The organism is Mesorhizobium sp. M7A.F.Ca.US.005.03.2.1, assembly GCF_003997795.1.
GTDB classification, from domain to species: Bacteria; Pseudomonadota; Alphaproteobacteria; order Rhizobiales; family Rhizobiaceae; genus Mesorhizobium; species Mesorhizobium ciceri.
This window is the reverse complement of sequence record NZ_RZRP01000086.1, coordinates 1-12,419: the sequence shown is the minus strand read 5'-3', so window position 1 is coordinate 12,419 and position 12,419 is coordinate 1. Positions and strand designations below refer to the sequence as shown.

The 12,419-nt window shown below is 61.9% G+C and carries 10 protein-coding genes; 4 read left to right on the top strand and 6 right to left on the bottom strand.

From position 1 onward, the window contains the following. From EN991_RS07540 to EN991_RS07520, 4 genes are all read right to left on the bottom strand, one after another. A partial coding sequence (locus EN991_RS07540; RefSeq protein WP_206519174.1) for an esterase-like activity of phytase family protein occupies nt 1-630 on the bottom strand: 630 nt, incomplete at its 3' end. Continuing rightward, nucleotides 627-2,531, bottom strand: a complete 1,905-nt coding sequence (gene cobT, locus EN991_RS07535) for a cobaltochelatase subunit CobT (RefSeq protein ID WP_174299058.1) — start codon at nt 2,529-2,531, stop codon at nt 627-629. The genes cobT and EN991_RS07540, both read right to left, overlap by 4 nt. 471 nt (nt 2,532-3,002) lie before the next feature. Then, nucleotides 3,003-3,989, bottom strand: coding sequence for a cobaltochelatase subunit CobS (gene cobS / locus EN991_RS07525; RefSeq protein WP_013529367.1), 987 nt, complete (start codon nt 3,987-3,989; stop codon nt 3,003-3,005). Between the two features lie 123 nt (nt 3,990-4,112). Then, nucleotides 4,113-4,742, bottom strand: a complete 630-nt coding sequence (locus EN991_RS07520; RefSeq protein WP_013529366.1) for a J domain-containing protein — start codon at nt 4,740-4,742, stop codon at nt 4,113-4,115. Nucleotides 4,743-4,923: 181 nt separating this feature from the next. On the opposite strand from EN991_RS07520, the gene EN991_RS07515 reads away from it, so the two are divergent. Further along, on the top strand, nt 4,924-5,226 hold the full coding sequence (locus tag EN991_RS07515) for a BolA family transcriptional regulator (RefSeq protein WP_013529365.1): 303 nt from the start codon (nt 4,924-4,926) through the stop codon (nt 5,224-5,226). A 15-nt stretch (nt 5,227-5,241) separates the two neighbouring features. Here EN991_RS07515 and EN991_RS07510 read toward each other — a convergent pair whose 3' ends face one another. Together EN991_RS07510 and EN991_RS07505 are read right to left on the bottom strand one after the other, a co-directional pair. Further along, complete coding sequence (locus EN991_RS07510) at nt 5,242-6,795, bottom strand: acetolactate synthase large subunit (protein WP_127368489.1); 1,554 nt, start codon at nt 6,793-6,795, stop codon at nt 5,242-5,244. Between the two features lie 98 nt (nt 6,796-6,893). Further along, complete coding sequence (locus tag EN991_RS07505) at nt 6,894-7,700, bottom strand: alpha/beta hydrolase (protein WP_013529363.1); 807 nt, start codon at nt 7,698-7,700, stop codon at nt 6,894-6,896. Between the two features lie 242 nt (nt 7,701-7,942). On the opposite strand from EN991_RS07505, the gene EN991_RS07500 reads away from it, so the two are divergent. The 3 genes from EN991_RS07500 to EN991_RS07490 all read left to right on the top strand — a co-directional run. After that, complete coding sequence (locus EN991_RS07500; protein ID WP_013529362.1) at nt 7,943-9,892, top strand: PrkA family serine protein kinase; 1,950 nt, start codon at nt 7,943-7,945, stop codon at nt 9,890-9,892. Between the two features lie 17 nt (nt 9,893-9,909). Next, a complete protein-coding gene (locus tag EN991_RS07495) occupies nt 9,910-11,220 on the top strand; it encodes a YeaH/YhbH family protein (protein ID WP_013529361.1) in 1,311 nt (436 codons plus the stop codon). Nucleotides 11,221-11,228: 8 nt separating this feature from the next. Then, the coding region (locus tag EN991_RS07490) for a SpoVR family protein (RefSeq protein ID WP_127368488.1) at nt 11,229-12,419 on the top strand (1,191 nt) is incomplete at its 3' end.

Below are 12,419 nucleotides of genomic sequence, written 5' to 3'. Positions count from 1 at the left end.
GACCACGACCAGGCCGCCCTCATGCTGACCGTTGGCATTGGCGTGGGTGACGGTCTCGAAGCCGCGATTCTGGCGCAGCTCCTGGGCCGGAACGACGAAATCCAGCGGCTTGAACGGCGCCTTCATGTCGTTGGCGTCGATCTTGAACTGGGCGACGCGGTGGCTGCGCTCGAAGCCGACGGTGGCAATGCCGTCCTTGACCGCGAGGCCTTCCGCATCGACCTCCCATTTCCTGTCGATCGGCCGGCCGGTCTCGTCGACCATCTGCTGCATGCGGAAATTCTGGATGCCGGAGGGCCGCTTTTCCGCGTCGCGGACCACCGTGCCGAAGAACCAGAAGCCGGTGTCGGCAACGCCGATGAAGTCACCGCCGGCCTTCAGGAAGCGGAAGGCCGACAGCGCGCCGAAATCGCGTGTCGGCGAGGTCATCTCCAGCCCGCCGACGAATTCGAAAGGGCCGAATTGCTTGTCGGCACGGCCAATGTGAAATTCGGTGATCGGGCGGGCCGAGATTTCGACCGGTTCGACAGAACCAGAGTCGGGCGAACCGGCTGCCGCCGAAGCCACATCGGAAAGCAGGGCGATGGCGGCGAAAAGCGTCTGCTGAAAGCCGCCGCGCCTGGAGATCATCCGGCGCGCCGCATACCACCGCCGCGCCGCGTATCCTTCGCGCTTTCCTCGGCAAACAGCGAAGCCAGCTGCTCGGTCATGGCGCCAGCCAGCTCCTCGGCATCGACGATGGTGACGGCGCGGCGGTAGTAGCGCGTGACATCGTGGCCGATGCCGATGGCCAAGAGTTCCACCGGCGAACGCGTCTCGATCAGCTCGATGACGGCGCGCAGATGGCGTTCGAGATAATTGCCCGGATTGACCGACAGCGTCGAATCGTCGACCGGCGCGCCGTCCGAGATCATCATCAGGATCTTGCGCTGCTCGGGCCGGGCGATCAGCCGGTTGTGCGCCCACAGCAGCGCCTCGCCGTCGATATTTTCCTTGAGCAGGCCTTCGCGCATCATCAGGCCGAGATTGCGCCGTGCCCGCCGCCATGGATGGTCGGCGGACTTGTAGATGATGTGGCGCAGATCGTTGAGCCGGCCAGGATTCGGCGGCTTGCCATCCTTCAGCCATTTCTCGCGCGCCTGCCCGCCCTTCCACGCCCGCGTCGTGAAGCCGAGGATCTCGACCGAGACGCCGCAACGCTCCAGCGTGCGCGCCAATATGTCGGCGCAGGTTGCGGCGACCGTGATCGGCCGGCCGCGCATCGAGCCGGAATTGTCGAGCACCAGCGTCACCACCGTGTCGCGAAATTTGGTGTCGCGCTCCTGCTTGAACGACAGCGGCTGCATCGGGTCGATGACGACCCGCACCAGCCTTGCCGGGTCGAGGTAACCCTCTTCCAGGTCGAAATCCCAGGAGCGGTTCTGTTGTGCCATCAGCCGACGCTGCAGGCGGTTGGCCAACCGCCCGACGACGCCGGACAGGTTGGCGAGCTGCTTGTCGAGGAAGGCGCGCAGCCGGTCGAGCTCTTCTTCTTCGCACAACTCCTCGGCGCCGACCGTCTCGTCGAAAGCGGTGGTGAAGACCTTGTAGTCGATCTCTTTCGGCAGATTGGTGAAGGGATTGTCGTTGCGGCGCGCTTCGCCGGGTGTTTCGGCATCGGCGTCGTCATCGTCGGACAGATCGTCGGCGGTGGCGTCGGAGGCTTCCGTCTCGGCCGACTGCTCGTCATCGGCCGAAGCTTCGGCATCCTCGGACTGCGACTGCTCGGAGCCGGAATCCTCTTCGCCGCCCTCCTCGCTCTGCTCCTCGCCTTGCGGCTGGTTGTCGTCATTGTCCTCTGAATCTTCCGTCTCCTGGTCGTCGCCGAGTTCCTCGGCCATCTCCATGGAGGCGAGCATCTCTCGCACGACCCGGGCGAACGCCTGCTGGTCGCCGAGCTTGGCCGACAATCCGTCGAGGTCGGCCTTGGCCTTCTCCTCGACCCAGGGGCGCCAGAGCTCGACCAGCCGCTCGCCGCTTTTCGGGACCGGACGGCCGGTCAGCTTCTCGCGCACCATCAGGGCAAGAGCTTCCTCGATCGGCGCGTCGGCCTTGTCCTTGATGTCGACGAGGTTGGCCTTGGCGTATTTGTCCTCCAGCATCGAACCGATATTGTCGGCGACACCCTGCATGGCGCGTGAGCCGATCGCCTCGACGCGGGCCTGTTCGACCGCGTCATAGATGGCGCGGGCCGCCTTGCCTTCCGGCGCCAGCTTGGTGTGGATGCGCACATCGTGGCAGGCGCGCTTCAGCGCCATGGAATCGCCGAGGCCGCGGGTGATCGCAATATCGGTCTTCGACGCCTTCTTCGGCAATTCGGGCAGACGCGCACGGCTGCCGGCGAGCGCCGGCCGGTCCTTGGCGAAACCGACTTCCAGTTCCTTGTCGCCGGCAATGGCGCGCATGCAGACGGTGACGGCACGCTTGAAGCTGTCGGCTTCAGAGCCCGTCTTCGACTTGTTGCGCGTGTTGTCGCCCGGACCCGCCATCATCTATCTCTATTGTACCGCTGGCCGCTGGCCAAGCTGAGTGCGCAGGAGGCCGATAATCTCTTCGACCGAGATCGTAAAATAGCCGCCTTTCCCACTGTCATATGCCTGTCTCCAATGACTGTATCCGTGGTCAAACCCGTCGGGAATTGGACGAACACCCTCAAGTTCAACCAGACTTTCTCTCAGTACGTCAGCCGCTACAGGGAGGTGAGGGATTGTTTGCAGCTGCTTTCCGTCATTAGGTATCGGCGCGTCAGAGACTGAGATCGATACGATCGGCTGACTTTCGCCTTCCAGATAATCGACAGCGCCTATGATCACACGCGAGGATACTGGTGTCGCGCCGTGATACGTCCAAGTCTGCCCAGGTTTGAGTGGTTGGTTCTGGGCCATGGCTGCCTGACTGAGACCAAAGCAGAGGAATACAAGACTCCATAGGAACGTCCGGTGGGTCGTTCCCATGGAGCGGTCTTACCCCAGGACCACGTTGGCGGCGCTCTCGGGCAGATCCTCGCCGAAGGCGCGCTGGTAGAACTCGGCCACCACCGAGCGCTCCAGTTCGTCGCACTTGTTGAGGAAGGTCAGCCGGAACGCCATGCCGATATTGCCGAATATCTCGGCATTCTCTGCCCAGGTGATCACCGTGCGCGGGCTCATCACGGTCGACAGATCGCCGTTGATGAAGGCCGAGCGCGTCATGTCAGCGACGCGCACCATCTTGTTGACGATGTCCTTGCCCTTGCCGTCGCGATAGTGCTTGGCCTTGGCCAGCACGATGGCGACTTCATTGTCGTGCGGCAAATAATTCAGCGTGGTGACGATCGACCAGCGGTCCATCTGGGCCTGGTTGATCTGCTGGGTGCCGTGATAGAGGCCGGTGGTGTCGCCCAGGCCGACCGTGTTGGCGGTCGAGAACAACCGGAAGGCCGGATGCGGGCGGATAACCCGGCTCTGGTCGAGCAGCGTCAGCCGGCCTGACGATTCCAGCACGCGCTGGATGACGAACATCACATCCGGACGGCCGGCATCATACTCGTCGAAGCACAGCGCGACATTGTGCTGGTAGGCCCAGGGCAGGATGCCGTCGCGGAATTCGGTGATCTGCAACCCGTCCTTGACCACGATCGCGTCCTTGCCGACGAGATCGATACGGCTGACATGGCTGTCGAGGTTGACGCGCACGCAGGGCCAGTTGAGGCGGGCGGCGACCTGTTCGATATGGGTCGACTTGCCGGTACCGTGATAGCCCGACACCATGACGCGGCGGTTGTAGGCAAAGCCCGCAAGGATCGCCATCGTCGTGTTCTTGTCGAACAGATAGTCCGGGTCGATGTCGGGCACATGCTCCGATGTCACCGAATAGGCCGGCACCACCATCTTGGATTCGAAGCCGAATTTCTCCTTCACCGACACCGTCGTGTCGGGCAGGTTGGCGATGTCGCGATCGACCTTGTTCATATCTCTCAACGTCTCCACGGGCGAAACGTCTGATTTCGCCGGCAATCGATTTTGTCCGGGGGCGGTCTTAAAGCCTTTTCCAACCTTATGAAAGTTGGAAAACGACACGAACCGTATGGTCGCTCAGCACAGGCCCGCCTGTTTGAGCACGCGATAGGCTTGCAGCACATCGCGGAACCGGTCTTCCGAACCTCTGTCGCCACCATTCGCATCCGGATGGTGTAGTTTCACCAGTTCCTTATAGCGCGCCTTGATCTCCTTGCCAGTCGCCTTTGTATCAAGACCAAGCGTTTCCAGCGCCTTGGCCTCAAGCGGCTTGGCCTTGCGCTCGCGCGCCTCGCGCGGATCCTTGGGTCCCTTGAACAGGTCGAACGGGTCGCGCATGCGGTTATAGTAGCCGGCGCGGCCGGAACGCATCTGGGCCATATCGGGCGACGACCGGGTCGAGGCCCCGTTGGCGCCCATCTTCCAGGTCGGCCGGTGCCCGGTCATGGCTTCCTTCTGGAAGCGCGCGACCTCGGTGTCCGGTACGCCGGAAAAGTAGTTGAAGCCCTTATTGTACTCGCGCACATGATCGAAGCAGAAGTGGAAATACTCACCCTCCTTCATGCGCCCGACCGGCGCACGATGGGTGCCCGCTTCCTTGCAGCCGTCCCACTGGCAGATCGGCGAGTGCGACTTCAGCTCCGCGTCCTTGTCGGGGCGGACGCGAATCTTCTCGAAATATTTGGGGTACGGCTTCATCTTACCCATTTATGGGGCGTTCGCAGATGCGAAACAAGAATTGACATTTTCGCGATCATCGCCCTAACCGCTGAATCGCGGCATAAAGCAGGCGAATGGCGGATTTTGTTGCGCGGCGGCGGCCCCTCGCGAAACCGATTTTCGGTTTCCAGGCCGAGACGCCAACGATATGTGGTGAAGGGAGATGGCGATGTCCATACAGGCGACCATGGAAGACAAGCTCAACAAGGCATTTTCGCCGGACAGGCTGGTTATCATCAACGAGAGCCATCTCCATGCCGGCCACCACCATCACGGCTCCGACCATCACGGCACTTACGACGGCACCGGCGAGACGCATTTTCGCGTCCGCGTCGTCGCTTCCGCCTTTGCCGGCATGAGCCGCATCGACCGTCACCGCGCCGTCAACGAACTGCTTGCCGACGAACTGAAGGCCGGCGTGCATGCGCTGGCGATCGAACCCGCGGCTCCCGGCGAAAAGACCCGCTGGTAGGTCGCTTCCCCGCGCTCAGAGCACCGCTTCGATGAGGAACGGCCCGCGCCGTGACAGCGCACTGTCCAGCAACGCGTCGAAGCGCTCGCACGTATCGGCGCGAGCCGCCTCCACGCCCATGCCTTTGGCCAGCGATACCCAGTCGAGCGAGGGATGGTCGAGGTCGAGCATGCGCCTGGCGTTCTCGCCGATGGCGCCGACGCCGACATTCTTCATCTCGCCATGCAGGATCGCATAGGTTCGGTTGGAAAACACGATCGTCACCACGTCGAGCTTTTCCCGCGCCTGCGTCCACAATCCCTGCACCGTGTACATGCCGCTGCCGTCGGCTTCGAGATTGACCACCTTGCGGTCGGGACAGGCGATTGCCGCCCCGGTCGCCATCGGGATGCCGCCACCGATCGATCCGCCCGTGCCCATCATGTAGTCGTGCGGCGCGGCAAAGGCCGACAGCGCGAAGAAACGCCTGGCCGAGGTGACCGCTTCATCGCAGACGATCGCATCGGCCGGCAGTTTGCGCGCCACCGAAAGTGCGACGGCATCTTCCGTCAGCTTGCCGTTCGGCGTTGCCTCGTCGGGAAAAGCGGCCGCCAGCACCTTGTGTTGCGACGGCTGGATGCCAAGTTCGTCGCGAAGCGCCTCCAGCGCCGCATGCAGATCGTCGCCATGGGCGGCCAATGTCAGCACCTCGCAGCCTTCCCGGACAAGCCGTCCCGGTTTTCCCGGATAGGCGAAGAAGGCAACCGGCTCCTTTGCGCCGACCAGGATCAGAACATCGACGTCGCTCAGCACAGCCATCGCCGCATCGACCGGATAGGGGATGCGGATCGGCGCGGCACGCCCGCGCCCGCGTTGCATCCGTGCGATCAGAACCTCGCCGAACAGCCGGACGTCGCTGCCCGCCGAGATCTGCCCGGCGATGGCAAGCGCATCGGCGCGAGCGGCCTTTCCGCGAACGATCATGCCGGCCCGGCCCGGAGCGGCACGGATCGCCGCGGCGACCTTGCGTACCGCGTCCATATCGACGGCCGGCGCTGGCACCAGCCTCACCTTGCCGGGCAAAACCGCCTCGACTTCGCCCCAGGCGGCATCCGCCGGCAGGATCAGGGTCGCGACGCCGGGTGGTGTCAGCGAGGCGCGAAAGGCCGCTTCAGCTGCCGGCACGACATCGGCCGGACCCTTGACGCGGCCGACCCAGTTGGACATCGGCGCCGCAAGGCTCTCGATATCGCTGGTGAGTGGGGCATCGAGCGGCAGATGGTAAGAGGCGTGGTCGCCGACGATGTTGATCATCGGGCTGAAGGCACGCCGGGCATTGTGCATGTTGGCCAGCCCATTGGCCAGGCCGGGACCGGTATGCAGCAGCGTCGCGGCCGGCCGATCGGCCATCCGCGCATAGCCATCGGCGGCACCCGTCACGACGCCTTCGAACAGCCCGAGCACGCAACGCATTTTCGGCTTGCGGTCAAGCGCTGCAACGAAGTGCATTTCGGAGGTGCCGGGATTGGCGAAGCAGACCGTCACATCATTGGCCAGAAGCACGTCACACAGGACATCGGCGCCGTTCATGCAATTCCCTCCCGCTCAAGATCGCAGAGCAGTTGCACCCGCGAGCACCTGCAGCAATGTCTTGCCGCTACTTTTGATCTAATCCAGTGCCGTAAAGATCAGCCAACCGTCGATTTCAGGAATGCCAGCGCGGCCGCGGTCAGCGCGTCGCCGTCCTCGCCGAAATCGCGATTGATCGACATATGCGTATAGGCGCTGCCGTCGAACAGCGTAACCTTGGTGCCCGTCGAGCGCAGGCGCTCGGCAAAGGCCTTGGAGTCCTCGCTCCGGCCCGATGCCCGCGAATAGGCGATGAAAGTCGGCGGGTGCTTGCGGCCGTCGACATAGCTGGCCGGCGAAAGTGCCGCCCATTGCGCGGGATCGGAAAAGACGCGGGCATAGGCCCGGACCATACCGCCATTTTTGGCAAGTGCTGCAAGATCATAGGCCCTGGTGTCGTCGAGGATGAGCGCGGCTATGCCCGGCAATCCGCCGCGCATGCCGGTCAGCGCAACCAGATGGCAGCCGGCCGAATGGCCCATGCCGACGATGCGGTTGGGATCGCCGCCATGCCGGGCGATGTTGGCCCTGATGTAGGCATAGGCCTTTTCGACGTCACCAGCCTGGGTGGCGACATTGGCCTGCGGCAGCATGCGGTAATCAATGGAGACGAAGCAGAAGCCGTTGGCGAGCAGGAAGGCCGGTTTGGCGTCCACCTGACTGCGTTTGCCAAACTGCCAGGTGCCGCCATGAACGAAAAACACGACCGGCAGGCCGATTGCACCATCGGGCGCGTAGATGTCGAGCTTGGCCGGCCCGTAGTCGAAGGTTTCTGGCGTGGGCCGGCGTGTTTTCCACGCGGCCGACGCTTCCAACGGCAGCATCGCCGCCATGGAGGCCATGATCAGGCTTCGTCGATCGATCATCATTGTCTCCTGGCAAAGCAAGACTGCACGCGGCCGCCCCAGCCGTCCAGTCAGGGGTTCGCAACACACCCGCTACCCGCGCTGAATACGGCTCCGCAACGAGCGCTTTGGTCTCGCGGAGTAGCCTCAATCCTTAAGATCGCGGCCACCTCTTCACATGAAGGGAACAAACGGTGCCCCCCGGCAGTTGAATGCGTGGTGAGCCGAATGGAAGCCACAGCGGCTCCGAGGGCAAAAGCATCATGCGAGAGAACCAGTCTGACGTCTTCGATCTCTTTTCGGAAATTTACACCAACGCGGCGCAGGAAGAGATCAGCATCCAGCAATATCTCCTTGCCTGCCGCGAGGACAAGTCGATGTATGCCTCGGCGCCTGAACGGATGGTCGAGGCGATCGGCGAGCCGAACCTGGTCGACACCAGCAAGGATGAGCGGCTCGGCCGTATTTTCTCCAACCGGACCCTGAAAGTGTACCCCTCCTTCGCCGATTTCTACGGCATGGAGGATACAATCGAGCGCATCGCCGGCTATTTTCGCTATGCGTCCCAGGGGCTCGAGGAGCGCAAGCAAATCCTCTATTTGCTCGGCCCGGTGGGCGGCGGCAAATCCTCCCTTGCCGAGCGGCTGAAGAAGTTGATGGAACAGCGCCCGATCTACACGCTGAAGGTCGGCAACCAGGTCAGCCCGGTTTTCGAATCGCCGCTTGGCCTTTTCCATCCCGATCGCATGGGCGACCTGCTGGAGGATAAATACGGCATTGCCCGGCGCCGCTTGAATGGGCTCATTTCGCCATGGGCGGCCAAGCGCCTCGACGAACTTTCCGGCGACATTTCCAAGTTCAGCGTCGTCAAGCTGATGCCGTCGCGACTGCGCCAGATCGGCATCGCCAAGACCGAGCCCGGCGACGAGAACAATCAGGACGTCTCGGCCCTGGTCGGCAAGGTGGACATCCGGCAATTGGAAAACTTCAGCCAGTCCGATCCGGACGCCTATTCCTATAGCGGTGGACTGAACCGGACCACCCAGGGCCTGCTTGAATTCGTCGAAATGTTCAAGGCGCCTATCAAGGTCCTGCATCCGCTGCTGACGGCTACCCAGGAAGGCAGCTACAACGGCACCGAAAATTTCGGCGCCTTTCCCTACCAGGGGATCATCGTGGCCCATTCCAACGAGTCGGAATGGCTGCAGTTCAAGAACAACAAGAACAATGAGGCTTTTCTCGATCGCATCCTCGTCGTCAAGGTGCCGTATTGCCTGCGGATAACCGAAGAGCGGCAGATCTACGAGAAACTGTTGCGGGAGAGCGAATTGGCCGCCAGTCCCTGCGCTCCAGAGGTGCTGGACATCCTCAGCCGGTTTACCGTCTCGACCCGCTTGGCCGAGCACGACAATTCGCCGCTCTACACCAAGATGCGCGCCTATGATGGCGAGAACCTCAAGGAAGTCGACCCCAAGGCAAAGTCGGTTCAGGAATATCGGGACGCCGCCGGCGTCGATGAGGGCATGGCAGGCGTCAGCACGCGCTTTGCCTTCAAGATCCTGTCGCAGACCTTCAACTACGACACCGAAGAGGTGGCCGCCGACCCCGTGCATCTCATGTACATCCTGGAGGAGGCAATCAAGCGCGAACAGTTTCCGAAGGAGACGGAAGCCGCCTATCTGGAGTTCATCAAGTCCGAGCTGGCCGCGCGGTATGCCGAATTCATCGGCCATGAGATCCAGAAAGCCTATCTGGAATCCTACAGCGAGTACGGCCAGAACCTTTTCGACCGCTACATCGCCTATGCCGACGCTTGGATCGAAGACCAGGACTACAAGGATCCCGACACAGGCCAGATCCTCAACCGCGAGGTTTTGGACAACGAGCTTTCACAGGTCGAAAAACCGGCCGGCATCGCCAATCCCAAGGACTTCCGCAATGAGGTGGTGAAATTCACCCTGCGCGCCCGTGCAAGAAACCATGGCCGCAACCCGGCGTGGACAAGTTACGAAAAGCTGCGGGAAGTCATCGAAAAACGCATGTTCGGCCAGGTCGAGGACCTCCTGCCGGTGATCAGTTTCGGCTCCAAGCAGGACAGTGTCACGGAAAAGCGGCACAATGAATTCGTGCAGCGGATGGTCGAGCGCGGCTACACCGAGCGGCAGGTGCGTCGCCTTGTGGACTGGTACATGCGGGTGAACAGGGCGGGTTAGAGAACCCGGATGGTTCCATGCCGATCTTCATCGACCGCCGCCTGAACCCGAAAGACAAAAGCCTCGGCAATCGCCAGCGCTTCCTGCGACGCGCGCGCGAGGAATTGAAACGCAGCATACGCGATCAGATCCGCACCGGCAGGATCACCGACGCGGATTCCGAGCATGCCGTGCGCATGCCCGAAAGAGGCACAAGCGAGCCGAGCTTCAACAACGCCCGCGACAGCGGCAGGCGCCAGCACATCTTGCCGGGCAACAGGCATTTCTCCGCTGGAGACCTGATCCCCAAGCCCGGCGGGGGCGGCGGGGGAGCATCGTCGCCGGGAAACAAGGCATCTGAAGACGACTTTCGTTTCGTGCTGTCGCGCGAGGAAGTGCTCGATCTTTTCTTCGAGGATCTCGAGCTCCCGGACATGGTCAAGCTCAACCTCAAGGAGATCCTTGCCTTCAAGCCGCGCAGAGCCGGCTTCGCCGCCACAGGTTCGCCGACCAACATCAATGTTGGCCGCACGATGCGCAACAGCCACGGCCGCCGCATTGCGCTGAGGCGCCCCAAGCAGGTCGAACTGGATGCGATCCTCGAGGAAATCGCCTCGCTCGAGTCGACGCCATCCAGCGCCGACGCGCGCCAGCGTATTGCGGCATTGCGCGAAGAACTCGACCGGCTGGAACGCCGCCGCCGCCGGATTGCCTATGTCGATCCGGTCGACATCCGCTTCAACCGCTTCGATTCCCGGCCGGTGCCGAACGCCAATGCCGTCATGTTCTGTCTTATGGACGTGTCCGGGTCCATGGGCGAGCGCGAGAAGGATCTGGCCAAGCGCTTCTTCGTCTTGCTGCACCTGTTCTTGAAACGGCGCTACGACCGCATCGAGATTGTCTTCATCCGCCACACGCACCTGGCTCAGGAGGTCGACGAGGAAACATTTTTCTACAACACCCAAAGCGGCGGCACCGTCGTTTCCACCGCGCTGGAGGAAATGCACCGTATTATCACCAGCCGCTACCCGGCCCATGACTGGAACATCTATGCCGCCCAGGCCTCGGACGGCGACAATTTCGCCGGCGATTCGGAGCGATGCATTTCGCTGCTCAATGGCGAGCTCATGCGGCTGTGCCAGTATTTTGCGTATGTCGAGATCATCGACGAGCGTGAAGCTCATATTTTCGGCTCGACAGAAAACGGGACATCGCTGTGGCGTGCCTACAACTCCATCGACCAGAAATGGCCGAACTTCCAGATGAGCCGCATCGCCACACCCGCCGATATCTATCCGGTTTTTCGCCAGCTCTTCGGCAGGCAACCGGCCGCCCTCAAGAGGGCATGAGGTTCCCGATGGCCAGACAAGCGAGCAAATCCAGCCTGCTTTTTTCAGGGTCCGACTGGGATTTCAAAACATTGTCGCGGGCCTATGACGCTATCGAGGCACTTGCGGTCGAAGAGCTTCATCTGGACACCTATCCCGTTCAGATGGAGATCATCTCGTCGCAGCAGATGCTCGACGCCTATTCGTCCATCGGCATGCCATTGATGTACCGTCACTGGTCTTTCGGCAAACATTTCCTCCACCAGGATTTGCTCTATCGCAAGGGCGGGCGGGGGCTTGCCTATGAACTGGTCATCAATTCCAATCCCTGCATCGTCTATCTGATGGAGGAAAACACCATGGCCCTGCAGGCCCTGGTGACGGCCCACGCAGCGCTCGGGCACAATCATTTCTTCAAGAACAATCAGCTGTTCAAACAGTGGACGGATGCGGGTGCGATCCTCAGCTACCTGGACTTCGCCAAGGGCTACATAGTCCGTTGCGAGGAGCGGCACGGCCTCGCCGCCGTCGAGGCTGTTCTCGATTCCGCCCACGCGCTGATGGATCAGGGCGTGTTTCGCTATCACCGGCCGCCGAGGTTGTCGTCGGAACGGCAACGCGAAGGAATTCGCGAGCGTCTCGAATACGAGGAGCGCTCCTACAACGACTTGTGGCGTACGCTGCCGGCCTCGCAGCAAGCGGCCAACGACAAGGGCCAGGACCCAGAGTGGAAGAAATCGCTCAATCTGCCCGAGGAAAACCTGCTCTATTTCCTGGAAAAGAACAGCCCAGTCCTGGAACCCTGGCAGCGCGAGATCATCAGGATCGTTCGTGTCATCGCGCAATATTTTTACCCGCAACGGCAGACACAGGTGATGAACGAAGGTTGTGCCACTTTCGTGCACTATACGCTGATGAACATGCTGTTCGACCGCGGCCAGATCAGCGAAGGCGCCATGCTCGAAATCCTGCGCAATCATTCCAACGTGGTCTTCCAGCCGGCCTTCGACGATCCGCGTTTTTCAGGCATCAACCCCTATGCTCTCGGCCTCGACATGATGCAGGACATTCAGCGCATCTCGACCGAACCCACGGCCGAGGACCGCGATTGGTTCCCCGACATGGCCGGCCAGGGCAACTGGCGCGAGGTCCTGCTGGACGCCTGGGCCGAGCATCGCGACGAATCCTTCATCCGCCAGTACCTCAGCCCGGCCTTGATC